The organism is Salinimicrobium profundisediminis, assembly GCF_026241755.1.
Lineage (GTDB): Bacteria > Bacteroidota > Bacteroidia > Flavobacteriales > Flavobacteriaceae > Salinimicrobium > Salinimicrobium profundisediminis.
The window spans coordinates 1-21,714 of record NZ_JAPJDA010000028.1 but is presented as its reverse complement, the minus strand read 5'-3'; the positions used below and the strand labels follow the sequence as shown (position 1 = coordinate 21,714).

The window sequence follows — 21,714 nt, the reverse complement described above, 5'->3', positions numbered from 1 at the left end:
GGCGGATTTTTGAGGCAGCCTCTTCAATTTTATCTTTTATGAAAACATCTTCATTTTCTTTTGCTCCGGAATACCTTCGGAAAATGGCATTTTTGGCAGGTATTTTTGTGGTTCTTTCCTGCTCTTCAGATGATTCTGCTAATTCAGAAAATCCTGTACCGCCTGAAGTAGAACCCGAAGCCGAAAGCATTGTGATCTACACCATCAATGACCCCCACGGCAAGATCCATAACTTCGGAAGGATAAAAGCCATCATCGATAAAGAAAAAGAAACAGAGTCGCAGGTGTTCTTTGTTTCGGGAGGCGATATTTTCTCAGGAAATCCTGTGGTAGATTACCACCCCGAAAAAGGATCTCCCATTGTAGACCTTATGGGCAAAGCGGGGATGGACGTCACTGCCCTGGGCAACCACGAGTTTGATTACGGGCAGGAAGTGCTTCAAAAGAGAATGCTCGAAGCCGGTTTCCCTTTTCTTTGTGCCAATATTGAAAGCAGTGATTCAGGTTTTACGCTTCCGCAGGGAAAAGTGGTCCTTGAAAAAGATGGTTTTGAGATCGCATTTATAAGTGTGGTAGAAACTTCTTCGGCCGATAATAAACCGCTGTCTCATCCGAAGAAATTGAAGGGACTGGAGTTTACTGAAGGTGTAGATGCCATGCAGGCATATCGCAATGATTCCGAAGTAATGTCTGCCGATCTTGTGGTGGCGCTCACCCACTACGGTAGAGGCGGTGACAGGATGATTTTGGAGCAGCATGATTTTGTTGATCTGGTAGTTGGTGGCCACAATCATGCGGTATACAATGAGCAGGTGAAGGGGAGATACATGGTACAATCGGGTTCAGACCTTGAGCTGCTTACCAAATTGAACCTTAGCGTGAAAAATGGCGAGGTGACTTCGTATACTTATGAGCTTATAGATCTCAATAAGGTCACAGAAACCGATGCTGCGATGGAAGAATTGATCGCCTCATACAATAACAGGCCCGAATTCTTTGAAGAATTAGGCACCTCCCTGCAAGATCACGACAGGAATGAAACAGCCTGCTTCTACACCGATGCCTTACGCGCTATCACCGGCGCCGATGTGGTTTTTCAGAATTATGGAGGGATAAGGGCCGACCTTGATTACGGTAGCATCACCCCTTTTGATTTGTACACCATTGATCCTTTTCAAAACGGGCTTGACTCGTTCAAAATGACGGTAGGGCAGCTGGAAGGTTTCCTTAATGCATCTTATGCGCCTTCTTTGGCGTATTCAGGGATAGTGATGGAATACAGGAATGGAAGGGTAGAGCTTGTCGCCGCCGATGGCAGCCTGCTTCCTAATGCTTCGGAAATTACTGTGGCCATGAATGACTATTTGTCTAATGTTTACGAGGAAGATTTTCAACAGCCCACCAGCACGTATGAAAAGACTACTGCGGAATATCTTATCGATTACCTGAAGCAGTACCAGTCTGAAATCAACTACGGCGACTGTAACCGCGGAATCTAGAGGTGTCAAAAATGGCATTTTTGGCTATCCTTTAAAAATGAAGTAAACAGCCAGGATCAGGAAGATAAATCCTATAAGATGGTTGCTGCTGAAGGTTTCATTTTTGAAGAAGATCACCGAAAAGACCACAAATACCACAAGGGTGATGACCTCCTGAAGCACTTTTAACTGAACAAGGGAAAAAGGGCCGCCGGTACCGCTGAAGCCAATACGGTTTGCCGGTACCTGGAAGCAGTATTCAAAAAAGGCGATGCCCCAGCTAATAACAATGAGCCCAAAAAGCCCCCATTTGGCTACGCCTTTCCATTCTCCAAACTTTAAATGCCCGTACCAGGCAAGAGTCATAAAAGCGTTGGAGAGGACCAGTAAAAGGATGGTAGTAAGTGATTTCATATTTAAAGTTTAGCAGCGCCAAAATTATTTAAAAAGCGAAGTACTTTCCTGAATTTAACACGGGATAAAAAACTGTGATGTGCCACTTAATTTTTTCGCACTTTGTTTAGGGAAATAGATTTTTTAAATTATATTTGCAACCGCAAAAATGGTTGCGACAGTCCTCCTTAGCTCAGTTGGTTAGAGCATCTGACTGTTAATCAGAGGGTCCTTGGTTCGAGCCCAAGAGGAGGAGCAAAAACAAAAAGGGTGTTAGTGACCTTTTAAATAACACTGAAGACATACTGAAATTCCTCCTTAGCTCAGTTGGTTAGAGCATCTGACTGTTAATCAGAGGGTCCTTGGTTCGAGCCCAAGAGGGGGAGCAAAATAAAGCCTGACAGAGATGTTAGGCTTTTTTATTTTTGGGCGAGTGCAACTATAGTGGAACATTTTTCTATTTTTATAGGAAATCACTTTTCTCTTACTTTGGCAAAAACATACAGACTACAAGAGGATCAAGAACAAAAGTTGTGGACTAGCTAAATAATGTAGTTAATCTGTACAGGAAAAATTCTACATTTTTCACCCCTCTAAATTGACTTCTAAAAGCTTTAATTTTTGCATTGAATGATTCTGCTGAAGCATTTGTGCTTCTATTTCTAAAGTAGGGATCATGATCAAAACTTGGGGATTAGGCAAAAATCGTGGTTAATCTGAACAGGAAGAATACTTTATAAATGTATCTGGCTATGAACTTAAAGGGTTAATTATTAATATTTCCGCAGTTGGGACAAGCACCTTCTTTTTTTGCTTTCTGAGATACTTCCTCTGAAAATCCTGCTGCTAATATTCCTGTGGGTAGAGCAAATAACCCAATCCCTATAATGGCAATTATGCCACCTAAAAATTGTCCTAAACCTGTCACGGGATACATATCGCCATATCCTACAGTGGTAAGAGTAGCTATGCCCCACCACATCGTTTCTGGAATACTGGAAAAATGCTCTGGTTGGGCTTCATTTTCTACGTAGTACATAAGTGTTGAAGCCAACAAAAGAAGAAAAACAGTAAAGATCAAGGAAACCATAAGTTCCTCTTTTTTTTTTATCAGTACTCGCTCCATTAGTTCTAGGGCTGTCAGGTAGCGGGCAATTTTAAATAATCTGAACACTCTAAATATTCTAAACATCCTTAGAAGTCTTAGGTCAATCCCCAGGAACGGTAGATAAAAAGGGAGAATAGCTAAAAGATCGATCACAGCAAGTGGAGTACAGGCATATTTAAAATTACCTATTACAGAGCGGGAGTACTTCGGTTTTACATTGGCAGACCATACTCGTAAAACATATTCCAAGGTGAAAATGAGAACAGAGAAAGTTTCAAAAAGAACGAATTGCTCATGATACTGTTGCTTTATTGGTATGACGGATTCTAGCACTAAAGCAAGGATATTCAAAAGTATTAAACTTATAATAAACACATCAAAATACCAACTAAAATTGCCCTGACGTTTCGAAACGCTCATGATTTTATGCACACTCTTCTTCAATCCTTTTGGGAAAGTTTCATGACCGTACAAGATCTGCCTTACTTTCTTCACTTTTCAGGATTAATTTTGTTTTTGAAAGATTACAACATTTTTCTCAATACTTATTCTCTGGGTTTTTTTCAGAATATCTAAGGCGGGTTCCATATGTTTTGTATTCTCTTTTGTGATCCTACTGAAGCCAAGCATTTTTGCCACCTCTTTGTAAAGCACATCTTTTGGAATCTCAATATTACTTTGAAGTAAAGGCAAAAAACCATGTAAAAGTTCTTCAGGTGCAATAGTGGATGGGTGTCTCTGCTGACCATCTGGTGGCAATCGAAGAGCTTCAACCGCTCCAACATCATCTGGAGAATTCCAGAAGAATACTTGACCATTAGATTTAGTACGATGGATATTTTTAGAGCAAGTTTCTAAAAATAGGTCTATTCTATTTCCTCTTCGTGCAAATCCCCAGGAGCGGGATATAGTTGAAAAACATTCTTCTCTGGAAACAGGTGTCAAGGATTGAACAAAATCCTTCACCTGGCTACTTACTAATGTAGGATTCTCAAAAAAATCTCCCATAGGAGTTAGATCCACCACTGTAGGGTCAAATAATGAAGAGTTCTTGACTGGTGGTAAATTTTCCTGAAGTACATTAATCTCCTCTTCCTGTTGCTCAGATTCTTTATCTTCCGCAATAAATTTGGAAGTGTCTATTTCTTTAAAGACTTCTTTAATAGCCTCTCTGGGAGCAACTAACAAAGCTTCTAATTCTTGATGTAGCTTATCTATACATTTGCTGCTATCGTACCACCAATCAGTTGACCAAATCCTTAAAATTGTCCAGCCCAGCCCTTCTAACACCATCTGCCTTAAAATATCTCTGTCCCTGGCTGATTTTGCAGAGTGGTAACGTGCACCATCACATTCTATGCCTGCCAAGAAACGTCCATGATACTCTGGATGTACTATTCCTAAGTCTACACGATATCCACCAACTCCTATCTGTGTCCGCACATTCCAGCCCTTATTTCTGAGTGCAACAGCAACCTCTTTTTCAAAAAGAGAACCAAACTCATCTTCAATGTTGAAGGATTGTTGTCGAAGAAGGGCTTTATGGCCTTCTTGTGCATATAGCAAATATTCCTTTAGTAGACGTAGTCCTTCTGAGCTGCTTGTGCTAACATCAAGCTCCCGTGGGTGAAAGTTTGAAAATATTTTTACTTCATTTCTGGCTCGAGTCACTGCGACATTTAGACGACGTTCACCTCCTGAATTATTTAATGGACCAAAATTTCGACTTATTTTTCCAAGACTGTCTTTACCATAGCCTACAGAAAATAAGATCAAATCTCTTTCATCTCCCTGCACATTTTCGAGGTTCTTAACAAAGATATATTCAGGATTATTGGCGTCGAAAAAACTTTCAAATTGTGGCTCCTTTTGCAGACGCGCATCGATTAAATCGCTGATGAGGTTCGCCTGGACGGAGCTAAAGGTTACCACCCCAATGGAGCCAGTGCTTTCTTCTTTTAGGCGATTAAATATTTCATCAACTACAGCGTTAGCCTCCCCACCATTTGTCTTGGATTTCCCCTTATCATAAAAAGCATTCTTACCATTTACTACCTTTAAAGAAACTTTGTCATCTTCAGTATCACTGGCGGGAAAGGTGTGAAGCCTATTATCATAAATGTGATGATTTGAAAAACTGATAAGACTCTCAGAGCGACTTCGATAATGCCATTTAAGAAGCATTTCAGGATATATACTACCAAACATTTCCAGAACGCTTTCACAGTCTATCTTTTCATCTGAATCATCTTCTGATTTCATGCTAAAGAAAGCCGTTGGTGGCAATTGTTTAGTGTCTCCGACTATTATTGCCTGTTTTCCTCTCGACAATGCCCCTATGGCATCCCAAGGTGGTATTTGTGAAGCTTCATCAAAGATGACTATGTCAAAATCTGGGGAAATTGGCAGATATTGACTCACGGACATCGGGCTCATGAGGTAGCAAGGCTTGAGGCTTTTAGCTACTGAATCAATCGAATCCAGAAACTTTCGAATAGGAAGATGCCGCCTACTCTTCTTATTTTCCTTCACAATAAGACCTACCGGCGAATCGGGTAAAATCAGATTCCCCATTCTGGGTTTGTCAGCAGATATTTTGCCGGAGAGAGCCTTTTCAGTATAACCTCTGTACTTATGATCTAAAGTTTTAAAATCAGAATCCAACTTGTTGAGCTGTAATCCGGTGGTGCTATTTAAAATATCAGAGCCTTCATTTTTCTCCTGTAGCCATTGACGATGAAAGTTATAATTGAAAACCTCGTAGATTTTTGATTTTGAGACCTCTGTTTTATCCACAGCTTCAAAAAGCGGATCTAAACCTGCTACAGAAAGTTCAGACTTCAAAACATTCATTGTGGTAATATCTCTGAACAGCGAAAAAGAGTTTTGAATAGCTTTAAGTTTTTGTGCTAGTTCAGTCGCTTTTACTTCAGCAAATCCAGATTTTATCTCCAGTTCGTCCTTCAGCAAATTTAGATTTGATCTGAGGTCAGTTAAAAATTCGTGCTTTTGGTCAAATTCTTTTTTTATTTCGCTTGATTCCGCCAGGGCTAAGGATCTATTTTCAATCAAGTTGGCAATAAAAGCCTTAGCTGAGGCGGCTGTTTCAAAATCTGAAGAGTAGAGGGCTAAAAGATCTTTATTCACATCTTCTGCCCAGGCCATCGCTTTTCGAAATTTCTCATCATTTGTAAGCTGGTATTCTTCTCCTATTGCTTCTTTTACGAAGCGGCAGGCCCTTTCTTCTTTAATTAAACCTTCCTGATATCTTATTCCATCTACAAAATATTGAGCATAATTGTCCAGAGGTTCTAATTTGTCTTTCAACAGAGCTTTAAGGCTTCTTTTAAACTTTAGCTTCTTAAAAAATGAGATAAGGAAAAAACCCTCTCGAGTTTCCTGTAGTTGCTGCTTCAGCTCATAAAAATTCTCCTGAAACACTTTTGCCTGGAACACCTTCTCCAGCTTTTGCCTGATTTCTGCTTGATTTTTTAAATGTTCTAAATTCTCATAAAATTCGGAATTATATTGTGAGAAATCTCCTTGGTTGAGAAATCCAGGTTTTATCTTCGGTGTATCCAATAGCTTATCAACAAAATCTCTCAAGGCTAGCCAGTCGACAATTTTCCATTTTGGATTGATTGGGAGTTTATTATTGACATCCCCACTTATTCTTTCAAGCTCCTCAATCAGGGGCTTGATTTTGTTCATCAATTGAATTACTACCTCTTCGGTTCTGCTATTCCATTCCTTTTTTTGAACTGTGGCCCAAGCTAAATATTCTTCATTTGTTAGGCTTCCTGCAAATTCCTCCCAGGTTTTTAATTTTGAAACGAGTTCTCTAAACATAGCTAGAGGGAATTTCAGAAAACTTTCGAAATTAAGATCTATCTTCGGCATATTGGGGTTTCTTGAAGCCAATCCAAAAGCTTTATATGCTGAAATACCTGAAGGACTTACTTCATGAAGTTCCCGGAAGTAGTTATTTAATCCGTCCCTAGAGGTTTTTAATTCTTCTGAAACCTGGTTCCATTCGCCATTAAGGGGCTCGGAATTAAATTCCAGAGCATTGTAGAAGCTTTTTACAACTTCCTTCTTTTCTGATTTTTTAGAATGAAGTTCCAGACAAAAAGGACCAATGCCAATCTCTTGTAAGCGCCTGTAGACCACTTCTAATGCAACTTTCTTTTCGGAAACAAAGAGTACTCGTTTTCCAATTCCAATGCAGTGAGATATCATGTTAGCTATGGTCTGAGATTTTCCCGTGCCGGGAGGCCCCTGGAGTACAAAACTGTTGCCTTCCGCTGCTGATAGCACTGCAGCCATTTGGGATGAGTCTGCTGACAGAGGGCAATACAGATCCTTAGGATGAAGTAGCTCTTCCACCTTATCTTCTGAAACGAATTCTGGTATTTCATCGGGGGCTTCTGAAGTCATTATTGTGCGAATCACAGGGCTTTTGAGCATATCCTCATAGTGATTATCCAGTTCTTTCCACATGAGGTACTTCTGAAAAGAAAATTCACTGAGCCATACTTCTTCTTTAACTTCCCATCCACGTCTGTCACGAATTATTTTTCTAATAATGTCAAATATCAATTGAACATTTACTCCAGATTTGTCTTCAGGAAGAGGATCCAAACCAGGGAACTCTAAATCAAAATCCCTTTTTAGTTTTTGAAGAAGAGTATGGTTTAACACGGTATCATCGTCGCGGAGTGACAGGGAAAATTTACCTCCAACTGTTTTTTTCTTGAGGTTTACGGGAAGCAACAGGAGTGGAGATCTTCTCTCTGTCTGACTTCGATCAGTCTCCTTCCAGGAAAGTATACCTAAAGCAAGAAACAATGTATTAGCCCCGGTTTCTTCTTCTGCATTCACAACCGAACGATAAAGACTGTTCAGTACTGTCTGAAATTTGGTCTCAGATAGTTTTGTTAACAGTTTCTTTCTTTCAAAGTTTAAGGTTATCTGGTCTGTTAGAATCTCTTCTTGATCGGTCCGTTGGAGGTTCAAAGAACTTTGTCGTGGTTCAGGCAATATTTCGAAAGCTGCACCATCAGCAAGTATATCCTCAATTTCGTTCGGGCTATGACAAAGGATTTCCACAGTTCCTTTATTAGGGCGAAAGTTCAAAAGGCGATTACGGAAGCTAAGGTCCAGAAGTTTGTCTTTCCACTTATCGAGCTCTTTCTCGCGAGCCTCGACATTTTCAGGTAATTCAAATTCTTTAAAGCTTCGGGTCTCCAATTCCGTTTCTTCCTTTCTTAGCGCTCTTTTCTCTGTTGTCTTATTAGCTAACGATACTGAATCATTTAGGGGATGAATTCTGGCGTGCCGCCGGCAATGAGTCACGTCTATACCACAAATAAAGTTCTCACCATTTTTAAAGTGGTCTTTACCCAAACTCTCTAATTGAGAAAAACCAATATGAGAATCAGCTGTGGCGCTAGTGATTTCTATAGCCGCCATTTCATCCAGTTCAATCCTTTTCCTGAAAAACTGAGCATCTTCCTCCAAAGGTCGCGGAAGAAATTTGTCTTCCAACCAAAAGCCTGCATAAGCATGACCTTGTATTATAAATACTAATGAATGAATCCCCGCCTGTTCTAAACAAGCAGCGTAAAGAAGAGAAATATCCAAGCAGTTAGCCATTGCATGTTTAAGGATCTGCTCTGGCGTACGAATTTTTTGACCTGTATCTTCAAAACTGGCGGGAGCTTCTGAATAGGTGATGTTTTCTTCTCGAATAGCCTGATATATTGCCTGACCTGTTTGATATATCCGTTCACGATTTTTACTTTGATAACCACTCAAAGCAGAATTTCCCGTCAATTCCTTAAGAAAATCCGCAGCCTTTCGATTGATTCGCTGAACAATGTCGCTGTTTGGCATTATGTGACTCACCACAAGTTCAAGTGGCGCCTGTTGCCCTAACCAAACACTCTCTGGCTCGATTTCTAAATCCTGAAAGGTCTGTGATATAATAGTACCCTCTGTATCCAGTAAATCAACCAAAACTCTTCCCCGAATTTTTTCATTTACGTTTTTAAAGTAGTCCCAGGAGTGGCTTATAATGGGATTTTCTACGATGAAAGTTTCACCAGGAGGAATAGAGGAAATTGCCATTTCCCCATTCAAGACACCTTCTGGATCGGACTTTATCTTTAGTTTCAGATTTTCTAAATGTTCTTCTGTATCGTTACCAATCTGTAACTTTTGAATAAGAGGGATGCGGTTCTGTAAGAGGGCGAGGTTCATTCGCTCTCTGGCTAAGAGTTCCAGTTGAATGTTCATAGGTTTTTACAGTTGGTATTAATTAAATATTCATCTCCTAAAAGGTTAAGCGGAATCGATTCAAAGGATAATAGGTAAGGAGGGGAAATAAATGAAGAGACAGCTCTCAACAACTTGGTTACCAAATGCGGTTCTGGTAATAGTGAATGTGCTTTATGCCCTAGCCCTTTGTTCATTATGATGGGTTTTCTAACAGCTGCAATTGTTTTTCTTGGGTAGGGACAATATTGACTCTGCAGCGGAGTCTTTAAAAATATTCAAAAATTATTAATAATTTAATGAGAATTGAAAAAATATATTATCATGTTTTTAGTAAAAGAGCTATTGTCCACTCTCACACAAATTTGATTAATAAAAAGATATTTTTTCTTTTTCCTTCAGAGGCTTTTAGTGTTTGACGAACCAAGCTCTTACAGGTGATTATTTGTAACCAGAAGAATTAAAGTTTAATATGTTTTAGCTTCAGTCATGAATTTCATAAACTGAAGCTAAAACTTGCTCAAGCCCTTTGTGGATTTTACCGTTAATATAAAAATTATTCTCATTTGCTTCAAAGCAGGAGACTTTAAATTCCACATTGAGTTCTTCAGCTTAGTTACTTGAATTTAAAAATGAAAAGGCATCAAGAAGGAGAGATTTCCCCTAAAACTTCTTTCGCGTATCTTTTTGAGATGGGAATATTCTTGTTGCCAATGGTAATCTCTTTGTTGTTAAAGGCAGTGACACATTTTTTGTTGATGATATAGGACCGGTGCACTTGTAAAAAGGAAGAAGAATTCACCTGCGCTAAAAACTCTTTAATACTCGAACGGATCAACTTTTCAGAATTTTCTAAATAAAGCATGAGGTATTGATCTTCTTTTTTTGCAAACAGGATCTGTTCTTCTGACAGGATGACTTTTTTGTCTTTATCCTTTACAACAATTTTTGCTTTCGTTTGTATTTTACTCACAGCCAGTTCTACAGCAATAAAAAGGTCCTTGTTATTAAAGGGTTTTACCAGGTAGCTGGTGGGTTTTGTAGCAATTGCTTTTTTGATGGTCTCTACATCGTTAAAAGCAGTTAAATAGATGAGCGGGATGTCTAACTGGTTCCCTAACCAGATTCCTGTTTGTGAACCTTCAACCCTAATGTCTAAAATGGCAATATCTGGTTTTAATAAAGTAATCTCTGCGAGCGCAGTTTAAACTGGGTTAATTCGATAATGAATACTATCTATTTATTTTTTCTGGGGGGAAGAAGTATTTAGGTTTATTCTAAAAACATATTATTGAATTAGTTTTATAACCTTTCAGTTCGCTGAAAGGTTTTTTTTTGCTTCCTGATGTTCTCTATTTTGCTTTTTAGTGATGATGTTTATTTGATGCTCCTGTCTTCAAAACACTTCCCAAAAATGGCATTTTTGGAACCTCTTAAAAGTGAACTCTCCCTCAATGATCAATTTAAAATAACTTCCTTCTCCCTATTACTCAATTTTCTGCGGAAGTATAAGGGCCTGTAAACCTATCCCGATTAATTGTCGCCTACTCAAAGGGATTTTGTTTTGCCTCGTCCCGAACATCGGCAGACAGGCTCTTTAAGAAGGCCACAATATCTTCAATCTCTGTTTCAGAAAGATCGTTGGCAGTTTGCAATTCTACCATAATTTCTACCGCTTTGTTAAGATCTTCTACAGAGCCGTCGTGGAAGTATGGGTAGGTATGTTCAATATTGCGCAAACCGGGAACTTTGAAGAAATACTTATCCATTTCATCCTGACTTATTTCATAGAGTCCCAGATCAATAGTTTCAGATTCGGTGTATTTCCAGTAATCTTCGTACAAACCAAATTTCTGGAACATTTGTCCGCCCATGGCAACGCCACTGTGGCAGGTGATACAACCGGCATTTATAAAGCTTTTAAGTCCGGATTTTTCTCTTTCAGTAAGGGCAGAATGATCTCCTTCGAGATAGGAGTCAAACCGGCTTTTTGGCATCAGGGTGCGTTCAAAAGCCCCAATGGCTTTAAGGGCATTTTCAAATGTAATTCCTTCGTCGCCATAAGCTTTGGTAAACAAATCCTGGTATAGCTCAACTTCTTTCAGGCGGTTTACCAGCTGTTCTTCCTGTTTAATATTGTGTTCAATAGGGTTTAAAATGGGGCCTGCAGCCTGTTCTTCTACAGTTTGTGCACGGCCATCCCAAAACTGCATTTTGTGTAAAGCGGCGTAAAGTACCGTGGGGGAATTCCGGTTCCCAAAGGTTCCTTCAACATCTCCGGGAGAGAATTGCCGGTTGTCTACCCCATAAGTGTTCAGGTTGTGACAGGAATTACAGCTGATATTCCCCTCTCCCGACAAACGGGTGTCATAAAATAAATGCTTCCCGAGTTTTACTGCATTAGAGTCGGGTTCTTCCATTTCTACCGAAGATAAAGGCTGAAAATACACACTTGCATCGGTAAGCAGCTCGTAACCTTCATCGGTAAAGTCAGTTTCGGTATTCTCATTTTTATTTTTGCAGGAAATGATCACAAAAAGCGACAACAGGAGTAGAAAGCGTTTCATATTTATAGAATTAGCGGTAAGCAACTAAAAATAAGAAAGACTTAATAGAGAAAACAATGACAAAAATCAAGTGTTGAAGCCGGGAGGCAGATTTTTTCAGTTAAATGCAATCTTTTTTCTTAAAACCCATGTAATTTGAATCCCTTTTAAAAAAAAAGCAGCATCGGGAGGGTTTGGCTTTTATACCCTTCAAAAATGCCATTTTTGAAAACTCTTTCCGAAGAAGAGAAGCCTCAAAAATGTCATTTTTGGAACCTCATTATCATGAAGTAAAGATTAGGCCTGTGGTAACTATTTTTCCTTAAGGAGTTCATCTGCTGCGTTTACCAGAAAAATATAACTGGCTCCAATATCAACAATATATTCATTCTCACCCCAAAAAAATGGCCAGTTTTCTTTGTTTTCGGGATAATCGGGACTCATCAATAATATACCCGGTACGACGCCTCCGGCAATAAAACTGAAGTCTGCCCTGTTACTCCCATAAGCCACTTTTTTGCTCTTTGTACCTACTCCCGAAACAAAAGAAAGGTTAGAATGAGGGTGCCTCCCGAAGATGTAGTGTAAGCCTTTAAATACATGCTCTCTATCTACCAGGTCCGGGAATAACTTATGGGCCCTGTAATTGGCGATGGCGAAATCTATAATGCCGTGGTTCCCGCCCCAACCCGGCCTGCGGAACATGGGTACTCCATAAGGGTTATCCTTTTCCAATTGGTCTATTTCTGAAGTATATTTTTGAACATAGGTTTTTAATTTATTATTGAATTCTGTGTCCATATGGGGCGCAGCGTGCAAAGCTATATCAATGGTCCTGTCCAGGGTTTCATCCATCGCATTCCATATCTTAGATTCAAAGGCTTCAGCATATTGAGTGTCTTTAGTAGTCACATAGAGCTGCATAGAAGCATTCATTTCGCTGAGTTTAAGGAAACGGGCGAAATATCCTGAAGAAGGCTCAGGCGCTGGTATATTTTCATTCTCCTGCCAAAGCTTTTTTGCCAGCTCAAGACATTCTAAAGACAATGACGGGTTGTAATCTTTTAATGCCCGGCTTGCGGCCGCCAATGCGCCGGCGGTGCTGTAGTCAAGGTAAGGGGAGCGTTCAGAAAACACCCACCTGTCATCCATATTTCCGCTTGACACTCCATCGCTTTCGAATGGCTGCAAATTGGGGTTGTAGGGCAGGTTATCGGTTTCTGTTGAGGCGTCTCCAAGATGATGGTACTGGTGCAGGTTAGGAACTATGATCCCCCTAACCGGGTGTCCTATATTATTTATTTGTGCTACCAGGTTTAAGGTGCCATGTTCTATTTGCTGCAGGATATCTATTTGCCCGTCGGGCCGGTGGATATCAACGTATCGATTTTCCTGGTTGATATGAGTTTGATCGCGCTCCAGACCAAACTCTTCCCAGGAAGCAACAAGATCTGTAATGGTTAGACAATGGGTTCCGGTTTGAATGTCATAATCTCCTGCGTCAAACCACCCGCCTACATCAAGGCCGGGGATGTGTTCGTAGGGTTCAAATTTTGTACCTGTAGAGGTTCCCATGCTGTAGCCGTCAAAATGTTCCTGCTCCAGCGGCGCCTGCAAAGCATCATCCATAAAAGGTCTCCCGTGCCAGGTCCTGTAAGCTTCATTTACCTTCATATGATCCATTTGCACAGGAAAGAAGATATCCAGCGTTGGGTGCCACGCCGTTTCGTAAACCTGCTCACTTATAGGAAAGGTATTTGTGGTTTGATCTCCGTATTTTATAAAATAAATCCCCGTTTCGGTTACTTCGGAAAAATCAAAATTGACATAATTGTACCTGAAATGTTCCCCCCATTCGGTTACCTTCCCGGTTAATTTCTCAACTGTTTTTCCCTCCGGAGTTATCTGATACAAAGAGGCAGTTTGCAACCCATCATCGTTTTTATCTAATTCTATGATAGCAAGCTTTTTTTGTTCCGGGTGATAGCCAATTTGAGAAAAACCAATATTTGGTTCCCGTATCCAGTTAGCAACGGTGTTGGCTTCCAGATGCCATTCCAAAACTTTACCTGTTTTATTGGCCGGGAGTATACTGCGCGTAACAAACCAGCCATTTTGGGCCAGGCTTCTCCCGTCAAATAAAGAGATCTCGGTTTCTGAAGTAATTTTTACACGGTGATAAGAATCTTCGGGTGCCAGGATGATAGTTTTACCAGAGGCCAGGGGTTGGGGTTCAATGAATTCTTCTTCCCCGCGGGTGTCTAAAGTTGAATGACCGGCAAACTGCGGAATTTTCTCACTAAGGGATCTAATTTGGGTATGGCCAGACGGATAAAGAGGGAAGGTGCCCGGCCTGCCATTTACAAGGTAAGACTTTTCAAAATAAGCAGCAGGCAGGAATTCAAGGTTAAACCCGGCTTTTCCTTCCAGGTTTTCAGGCAGGGGTTTATCGAGATATACAGAAATATTTACGCCGTCTGCTTCAGCCCTGACAATGATCTTTGAGGTTAAATCCAACTGGTTATAACGGGTGGTGACCTCTATGGTATTGGAAGCACGATCTACCTTTCGTTCTACAAGTGAAGGTACAAGGTCCCATTGTTCAGGCGTATTCTGCAATCTTACAGCTCCTCCGGTACTACTTCTCATTCCGTGATGGATGAGTTCTATACCGGCATTTTTTTCGTCAAAAAAGAATCCATTATACTCATTGCTAAAAACAAGGACGTTTAGCCCGCGGGTTTCAAAATATTCTTTTTCATTAATGCTGAGTTGCGCGAATAATTGTCCGGCACCTAAGGTGCAAAAAAGAATAAGTGCCCAATTTCTAAATAGTGATTTATTACCCATAATGAATCATTTTCTATAAATGTAGAAAATAATTGTTAAAAACACACTTTATCAATTTTTCAGAATAGACTGGGAGATGGCGGAAATGAATTCGGGGAACCTTTTTAATAATACCGTTACCTGGAAAAAATTTAGGCAGAGACCAGAGTTGCTTAATAAGACCTCTCAAAATCACCTCCCAAAAATGCCATTTTTGGCACCTCTTCTTCAGAATAAAATATGTCTCTTATAACCTCATTTTTGATTCCCGGTAACCAACGGCATCCTGAGGTACGGTGGGTCTGTCGTTAGATTTAAACCAGCTTTTAACGCGGTTGTAATCCAGGTAGTAGGAGATCCTTAAAGAAAGGCTGTTCACCTGTGGTTGATCAAAAAGGTTTTTAAAGTTGTCGCCAATATTGATGTGCGAACGCTCTATGTAGCTGTCGGTGGCGTTGCGATAGAGCAGCGTCATCTGGCTGCCGGGGGCGAACCACCAGGAGAAGCGTAAATCCAGGTTCCAGCTGTTGTAAGTGGTATTGTATTCGTCATTTTTGGAACCGTAATCGCTTAAACCTCCATCGTTTTGGAGCGTGTAAAATTCAGAATAAAACACTTCAGAATAATAGTGCCTAAAGGCCAGGTTCAATCCCATTTTGTTGTTGAAGATGTAATTTGCACCCAGGGAGTTCACAATGGTGTTGCGATCGCGCTGCCCAAAAAGGATATCATCAGCCTCCAGGAAATCAACAAAGCCCTCTTCTTTGTCAGACAATCTCACGTTGGTGGACAGTCGCACATTGAATTTGTCTGAAAACCTGTATCGCGGGCTAAAATCAAAAATGAGATCTCCCCGGCCACGTTCATCATACTTGTACCAGTCGGCCAATACTTCTACTACCAGCTTCTTCCTGAAATCTGTATTGAACCAAAGCCACACATCATAATAAGCAGGAATGCTAAAGTACTTGCCATCTACCCGTGGCTCATAAATATCGTTTGTGCCAATGGGAGTGGTTTCAAAGCCACCGCCAAAGTTGAAAAACTCCCGGGTAGTAAAGCTGGAATTAAAGTTGAGGATCCATTTGCTGTGCAGGTCGGGTTCCAGGCGGCGTTCATGTACACTTACCCAGTTGAGGTACATGTTGTTTAGAAAGCCTTTTGGCTGCAAAAGCCTGCGCTGGTACAGGCCCTGGTAACGTACAAAATTTGTGGCGCTGGAATAGCCAAGGTCGTTAATATCATAATCTTTGGTGCGTAAATTGGCGTTGAGGTCCATGCGGTTCTTTCCACTTATTTTGGATACTCCGGCCTGGGCCTCCATACCAGTTTTGGTGCCTTCTTCCATTACCCAGCTGCCTTCAATCCCCCCAAAATAATTAAACGTATTGGTCTTATTTGTGTGGTCAACATACAGGCCTGTAGCGTTGGCATCCCTAAAATGGCCTTCGCGGGTGGTGTTGGTATTTACCAGCGAAACAGAAGAATTGTCGCCGTAGCGTTGATCGAGCACCAGGATATTGTAATTGGTGAAAGGTTCAATAAGCTCCCGGCGGGTGGCACCGGTTTCGGTATTCTTCACAGTGACATAGGTCTTTTCGGTAATGGCGTTAAAAAATCCGATTCCCAGCCCACCATCTGTCCTTCCCGAGACCTTCAAAGCATTGATAAGATCTACGGAAGAAGGAAAATCAAGGATCTCTTCTTCTTCCTGAAGTGCCACATCTCCAAAAGGCGCACCGCCCACCCTGCGCGAATAGAAGAGGTCCCCTTTGGTAAAGAGTTCGGTTCCTTCAGTAAAAAAAGGTCGCTGCTCATCATATTGCACTTCAAAAGCCGAAAGATTGAGCACAGATTCATCGAATTTAGTTTGTCCAAAATCGGGGATCAAAATCATGTCGAGCGTAAAAGCGTCATTAATGCCATATTTCAGGTCCATTCCGCCGTTAACGTTAGTGCTGGTCTCGCCGTCGTAACTGTTGAGGTAAGTAGAGACGTAAGGCTGTACCGATAGTCGGGTGGGGGTTTGAATGTGCTCAATACCGTGAATCTCGCCGTCATATATAGAAAAAGATCCTTTGGTGTTATCTACGGGGCTCCAGCTGTACCGGGTGCCGCTGCGTTTAAACTCCCGCTCCATTTGCAAACCCCATTCCTGAATGGCTTTTTCAGGAAACCGCAATTCGGAATAAGGGATAAAGATCTCGGCCGTCCACCCGCGGTCATTGATATCTACATTGCTGTACCAAACGGCGTTCCACGAAGAATCTTCGTTGCCGTTGGTCATTTTTGCATCGTATTGTACTCCTGCAGCCGTTACAATAAACTGCATGCTCTGTTGCCGGTCATTGTACCCGTTTAGTAAAATAAAGAAGAAGTCGTCATTGCCAATTCCATCCCGCTCTGTGAGTTCTTTTCTTATTTCTGAAGGATTAGGGTCCAGCATTTCGGCCCCAAAGTAAATCCCCAGATCGTCATAAGCTACTTTTACATGGGTTGCAAGGCTATCGGGGATAGATCGCCCGTTGTTTGGAAGCCGTTCCACAAAATTGGTAGCGCTGGCCGCATTTTTCCACGCAGCATCGTCTAACCTGCCGTCAATCTTTGGAGCGTCATTAATGCGGGAGATGTAGATCTGTTTCCTCGGAATACTGTCTTTTTCCTGTGTAAAAGCCGAAATACTTAACAAGAGAAAAAGGGCTGAAAAAAGTGATTTCATCAAGAAGTTTAGTTAATAGACAACAAAAAATCATATTTGTTGCAGTAAAGCTGAATGTTTTTTGTCTATTTCGGTTATTTCTGAAATTTTACTGGAAATTCCTTCCAAAAATGGCATTTTTTTGAGGGGTGATTTTTTCCGAAGAAGTTGTGGAGAAATTCACTTCCGAAGAAATGTGGGTTTTACATTAAAATGAAGGATTTGTGAAATTCTTAGGATTTATAAAAACTATACTTTTTTAAATTGGGACTGAAAAACCCCTTTTAATGGAGCATGCAATATGTTTTATAAGTACCGCCAGCAACAATTTTACAGTTGGCGAGATTGAAACCTTACTTCCCAAATGGCGGGAGAAGAACAACAAAGAAAATATTAAAGGAATGCTCCTTTTTTCTGAAGGCAATTTCTTTCAGGTGCTGGAAGGAGAAAAGACAAAAGTTTTGGAGCTGTTTCAGCGTATAAAAGAAGACCACCGTCACAATAACATTATCCAGGTGGTGGGAAAAGACCTCTCAAAAGGCTCTTGTGATCATTATATTGTTGAACATCTGGATGAAGCGGAATATTCAAAGCCCGAACTGGTAAGCCAATACTGCGAATCTGTGAAGGGAATGGATCTCGAAACCCAGCAGCAAATCAAAAACATTCTAAAATCATTTATTGACACCAGGGTTTTATAGTTTTTATTAGCTTGCCGGGGTGCAATTTCATTTCAATTATTTTGCGGCGGCTGTTCTTCTTTTCTTTACAGAAGTTTTTATTGCTGCTTTTATAAACGATACGATCATTAGGCCCTACGGTGGAGATTTCCTGGTGGTCATCTTTCTCTACTTCCTTTTAAAAAGCTTTTTTAATATTCCTGTCAAAAATGCCATTTTTGGAGTGCTGTTTTTCGCCTTTGCTGTTGAAGCTTCACAGTATTTCCGGCTCATTTCGCTTCTGAATCGTCAGGATAATAGGATTGCTTCGATGGTGTTAGGGAATCATTTTGAATGGCTCGATATCGTTATTTACATCCTTGCTGCATTGTGCATTTATTCCGCAGAAAAAATTAAAGCAGGTTATTTGAAGGCTGAGTGAGGTGAAATTTGTCACCAGCGCAAAAAACAAAATATGTTCCGGGATATTTTAGCTGTATTTTTTACTTCCGAAGAAAGCTAAAACAGCTGAATGTTAAAGAACTTTTGAAGCAGGGTAAGTATGAACATGAGACCCAAAACTACCGGACAAATAAATTTGATCATTATATTTAAAAAGCCTTCCATAAAAGAGCCTTTATAATTTTTTGCACCCTGGCTTATTTCATCAGAAAATTTGGCAGTGGTCCATCGGGTGGCGATAAAGACACTAAGCAGGAACCCTCCAAGGGGCAGCGCAATAACCGAAAATATATCCTGTACAAGGTCCATAAAGCTTTTTGATGTGCCTTCGTAAAAAGTGAAGCTGGTTAAGCTTTGAATGGCACCGTAACCCAGCATACTGGGTATTCCAATAAAAAAGATAACAAGAGCCATCAAAGAAACTGCCCTGCGGCGGGACCATTTGCGCTCGTCTATGAGATAGGCAACGGCCACCTCCAGCAGGGAGATGGTAGAGGTGAGGGCGGCAAAACACAGCAAAAGGAAAAAACTACTCCCTACGATTTTCCCCAACACTGGTCCCATGGCCTGAAAGATTCCGGGAAGTGCTACAAATACCAGTCCCGGGCCTTCTGAAGGAGATTGTCCCTGAGAGAAAACAAGCGGGAAAATCATTAAACCTGCCAAAAATGCCACCATGGTATCTGCAATTACCACCAGGCTGGCAGAGCTTAAGATATTTTCCTGTTTACTGAGATAAGAGCCATAAGTAATCAAACCGCCCATTCCCAGGCTTAGGGAAAAGAAAGCCTGCCCAAGAGCAGAGTAAATAGTTTCGGCATTAATAAGGCTAAAGTTGGGCAGCAAATAAAACTTCACGCCCTCTATGGCTCCCGGTAAGGTGAGCCCGTAAACTATGATTCCCAGTAGCAGGAAAAAAAGCGCCGGCATCAATATTTTTGCAGAACCTTCAATGCCTTTTTTGACGCCCTGCAGTACTATCACGGCAGTAATGGCCATAAACCCAAAGCTAAACCAGAGATTATCTGAATAATCGGCTACGTATTCTCCAAAAAAGGAGGAAAAATCATTTTCTTCCAATAAATTTCCGAAGGCTGTTTCAAGAAAATAACCGAAGGCCCAACCAGAAACCACATTATAGAAAGAGAGGATCATGATTCCTGAAAGAATACCGAACAGCCCTACAAGTCCCCAGGCTTTTCCGCCGTATTTTTTATAAGCTCCATAAGGGTTGGACTGTGCACTGCGGCCCAGGGTGATTTCTCCCAACATTATTGGAAAACCTATTAGGAAAATCCAGAAAACATAGATTATTAAAAAAGCGGCTCCTCCGTTTTGTCCTGCCACATACGGAAACTGCCAAATATTCCCCAAGCCTACTGCCGATCCTGCGGCTGCGGCTATAAAGCCTAACCTGCTTGAAAATCCACCTCTTGTTGCCATGCGGCAAAAGTAGATTATTCTTCCTAATTTTTTTAGTGAATTTTGCAGGCTTTAAAATAGCTAACCGTATTATGCCATTAAAGACGAGGTAAGGTGTAATTAAAAAAAGTAATTGGGTTTTAAAACCTACCCTTAAGAATAAAAAAAAGCTCCCGCGAACACGGGAGCTTATAATTGAATTTTAAAAAATTGTTTAGGGCTTTACTGCTTCGGGTTTTACTTCTTCCCCTTGTTTATTGATCAATTTAACTTCATCAAAGCCCATATCTTTGAACTGCTCAAATTGCGTAGCGGCATCTCCCACCACCAGGTAAGCCATTTTGGACTCGTCAAGATATTTTTGGGCCAGTTTTCTATGCTCTTCAAGAGTCATGTTGCGAATAACTTCCTCTTCCTGCTTAATATAATCGGCCGGAAGGTCATACGCGCTCCTTTCCTGAAGCATGCCCAGCAGTGAGGGTTGTGTCTCAAAACGGCGGGCATTAGACTTGATAAGGGCATTTTTGGTGAATTCGAGATCTTCGGGCGTGATGCCATTCCTGTATTTGGCAATCTCATCTTTAAAAATACCTACAGATTCTCCTGTGGCATTGGTGCGCACGTTAGAAGAGGCTGTAAAGGTGCCGGGGATCTTAGAACCACTAAAACCACTGCGGGCGCCGTAGGTATATCCTTTTTCTTCTCTTAGTACCAGGTTTACGTTACCCGAAAAAGAACCTCCCAACTTGTAGTTCATCACCTCGGCAGGGAAGAAGTCTTCGCTGGTGCGGGGAAGAGCGAGGTAACCAATATTGATCACCGACTGCTTGGCACCAGGTACATCTACAAAATACAAGGAAGCTTTGTCTCTATTGGTTACTACCTCAAATTCAGGGATGGTAACTTCTTTAGGCTCCCAATTGTCTTTGAGGTCGGCGAGTACATCCAGTGCTTGTTCCTGTGAAACATCGCCCACAACATGGAAACGGCTTACTGTAGGAGAAAAATACTTGTTGTAGTAATCTTTAAGATCCTGCATGCTAATGGCTTCTACAGACTCTACCGTACCCGATGTGGGATAGGCAAAAGGATGGTTCTCTCCATAAAGCAGCTTGTTATACACCTGGTTGGCAATTACATTAGGATTGGCCTCATTTCTTTTTATGGAATTGATTGTGCTGGTTTTGATGCGTGCCAGCTCTTCCTCATCCCATCGTGGCTCAAGAAGGATTTCTTCCACGAGTTCCATGGTTGCTTCAAAGTTCCTTGCAAGGCTGTTCCCTCTAATAACTATAGACTCATCTGTGGTGTACATATACAGGTTAGCTCCAAGAAGATCTATAGCCTCTTCGAGTTCTGCAGGTGTTTTGTTGGCCGTACCTTCCATAAGGATATCGGTCATTAGGTTGGCTACCCCGTTTTTGCTGAGGTCGTCAAGTAAATGTCCGCCTTCAATTACCAGGCTAAAGTTTACCAATGGCAATTCATTTTGCTCAATGCCATAGACTTCCAGGTCATTTTCAAGCACCAGGTTCCATGACTCAGGAACATTTAAGCCGGGCGCCTCACCCAATTGAGGAGGTGTAGATCTGTCGATCTTTGAAGGTGTTTTTTCAATGGTCTTTTCTTCGGTAGCAGCAACTTCGGCCTCTACGTTTTCGGTGATCTCTTCCTCTACGACCTGTGCTTTTTCAGAGTTTTCAGCAATAAGCTCTAATTGGCCTTTAGGTACAAAGCTGGTCATCACGAAAGGCTTATCTTTGATGTAGGTATTATATACCCTCATCACATCTTCTTTGGTCACTTTTTTGATATTTTCTATATCTTTTTCAATGTAACCCGG

The 21,714-nt window shown here is 41.1% G+C and carries 12 protein-coding genes, 2 tRNA genes and 1 pseudogene; 5 read left to right on the top strand and 10 right to left on the bottom strand.

Translation table 11 applies throughout. The features are described 5' to 3' along the window. Positions 1-38 precede the first annotated feature (38 nt). Positions 39-1,499, top strand: a complete 1,461-nt coding sequence (locus tag OQ279_RS15050) for a bifunctional metallophosphatase/5'-nucleotidase (protein ID WP_266070830.1) — start codon at positions 39-41, stop codon at positions 1,497-1,499. A 24-nt stretch (positions 1,500-1,523) separates the two neighbouring features. On the opposite strand, the gene OQ279_RS15045 is transcribed toward OQ279_RS15050, so the two are convergent. Then, on the bottom strand, positions 1,524-1,892 hold the full coding sequence (locus tag OQ279_RS15045; RefSeq protein WP_266070829.1) for a DMT family protein: 369 nt from the start codon (positions 1,890-1,892) through the stop codon (positions 1,524-1,526). Positions 1,893-2,053: 161 nt separating this feature from the next. On the opposite strand from OQ279_RS15045, the gene OQ279_RS15040 reads away from it, so the two are divergent. Together OQ279_RS15040 and OQ279_RS15035 are read left to right on the top strand one after the other, a co-directional pair. Next, a tRNA-Asn gene (locus tag OQ279_RS15040) sits at positions 2,054-2,127 on the top strand. A 56-nt stretch (positions 2,128-2,183) separates the two neighbouring features. Then, positions 2,184-2,257: transfer RNA gene (locus tag OQ279_RS15035), tRNA-Asn, on the top strand. Positions 2,258-2,409: 152 nt separating this feature from the next. Here OQ279_RS15035 and OQ279_RS15030 read toward each other — a convergent pair. The 7 genes and pseudogenes from OQ279_RS15030 to OQ279_RS15000 all read right to left on the bottom strand — a co-directional run. Next, positions 2,410-2,529, bottom strand: a pseudogene (locus tag OQ279_RS15030) (transposase); the annotation flags it as partial. Positions 2,530-2,637: 108 nt separating this feature from the next. After that, the gene (locus OQ279_RS15025; protein WP_266070828.1) at positions 2,638-3,474 is read right to left on the bottom strand and encodes an ion transporter; all 837 of its coding nucleotides are present in this window, start codon (positions 3,472-3,474) and stop codon (positions 2,638-2,640) included. 9 nt (positions 3,475-3,483) lie between these two features. Further along, the gene (proA, locus tag OQ279_RS15020) at positions 3,484-9,276 is read right to left on the bottom strand and encodes an anti-phage protein ProA (RefSeq protein ID WP_266070827.1); all 5,793 of its coding nucleotides are present in this window, start codon (positions 9,274-9,276) and stop codon (positions 3,484-3,486) included. Between the two features lie 622 nt (positions 9,277-9,898). Further along, the gene (locus OQ279_RS15015) at positions 9,899-10,228 is read right to left on the bottom strand and encodes a LytR/AlgR family response regulator transcription factor (RefSeq protein WP_266070826.1); all 330 of its coding nucleotides are present in this window, start codon (positions 10,226-10,228) and stop codon (positions 9,899-9,901) included. Between the two features lie 571 nt (positions 10,229-10,799). Then, on the bottom strand, positions 10,800-11,822 hold the full coding sequence (locus tag OQ279_RS15010; RefSeq protein WP_266070825.1) for a cytochrome-c peroxidase: 1,023 nt from the start codon (positions 11,820-11,822) through the stop codon (positions 10,800-10,802). A gap of 291 nt (positions 11,823-12,113) precedes the next feature. After that, positions 12,114-14,651: a glycoside hydrolase family 9 protein gene (locus OQ279_RS15005; RefSeq protein WP_266070824.1), complete on the bottom strand. Its 2,538-nt coding sequence runs from the start codon at positions 14,649-14,651 to the stop codon at positions 12,114-12,116. A gap of 226 nt (positions 14,652-14,877) precedes the next feature. Next, complete coding sequence (locus OQ279_RS15000) at positions 14,878-17,349, bottom strand: DUF5916 domain-containing protein (RefSeq protein ID WP_266070823.1); 2,472 nt, start codon at positions 17,347-17,349, stop codon at positions 14,878-14,880. Positions 17,350-17,615: 266 nt separating this feature from the next. Here OQ279_RS15000 and OQ279_RS14995 point away from each other — a divergent pair, with 266 nt between their 5' ends. Next, the gene (locus OQ279_RS14995) at positions 17,616-18,029 is read left to right on the top strand and encodes a BLUF domain-containing protein (protein WP_266070822.1); all 414 of its coding nucleotides are present in this window, start codon (positions 17,616-17,618) and stop codon (positions 18,027-18,029) included. A gap of 19 nt (positions 18,030-18,048) precedes the next feature. Next, on the top strand, positions 18,049-18,429 hold the full coding sequence (locus OQ279_RS14990; protein ID WP_266070821.1) for a ribosomal maturation YjgA family protein: 381 nt from the start codon (positions 18,049-18,051) through the stop codon (positions 18,427-18,429). A gap of 77 nt (positions 18,430-18,506) precedes the next feature. Here the strand turns inward: OQ279_RS14990 and OQ279_RS14985 are convergent, their stop codons facing one another. Together OQ279_RS14985 and OQ279_RS14980 are read right to left on the bottom strand one after the other, a co-directional pair. After that, on the bottom strand, positions 18,507-19,892 hold the full coding sequence (locus tag OQ279_RS14985; protein WP_266070820.1) for a sodium-dependent transporter: 1,386 nt from the start codon (positions 19,890-19,892) through the stop codon (positions 18,507-18,509). A 193-nt stretch (positions 19,893-20,085) separates the two neighbouring features. Next, on the bottom strand, positions 20,086-21,714 hold a 1,629-nt coding region (locus OQ279_RS14980; RefSeq protein ID WP_266070819.1), incomplete at its 5' end, for a M16 family metallopeptidase.

Excerpts from the sequence above, each read along its gene's own strand:
- OQ279_RS14985 (WP_266070820.1), bottom strand. The coding sequence starts at position 19,892 with ATGGCAACAAGAGGTGGATTTTCAAGCAGGTTAGGCTTTATAGCCGCA.
- OQ279_RS15005 (WP_266070824.1), bottom strand. The coding sequence starts at position 14,651 with ATGGGTAATAAATCACTATTTAGAAATTGGGCACTTATTCTTTTTTGC.
- OQ279_RS15000 (WP_266070823.1), bottom strand. The coding sequence starts at position 17,349 with ATGAAATCACTTTTTTCAGCCCTTTTTCTCTTGTTAAGTATTTCGGCT.
- OQ279_RS15010 (WP_266070825.1), bottom strand. The coding sequence starts at position 11,822 with ATGAAACGCTTTCTACTCCTGTTGTCGCTTTTTGTGATCATTTCCTGC.
- proA (WP_266070827.1), bottom strand. The coding sequence starts at position 9,276 with ATGAACATTCAACTGGAACTCTTAGCCAGAGAGCGAATGAACCTCGCC.
- OQ279_RS14995 (WP_266070822.1), top strand. The coding sequence starts at position 17,616 with ATGGAGCATGCAATATGTTTTATAAGTACCGCCAGCAACAATTTTACA.
- OQ279_RS15045 (WP_266070829.1), bottom strand. The coding sequence starts at position 1,892 with ATGAAATCACTTACTACCATCCTTTTACTGGTCCTCTCCAACGCTTTT.
- OQ279_RS15050 (WP_266070830.1), top strand. The coding sequence starts at position 39 with ATGAAAACATCTTCATTTTCTTTTGCTCCGGAATACCTTCGGAAAATG.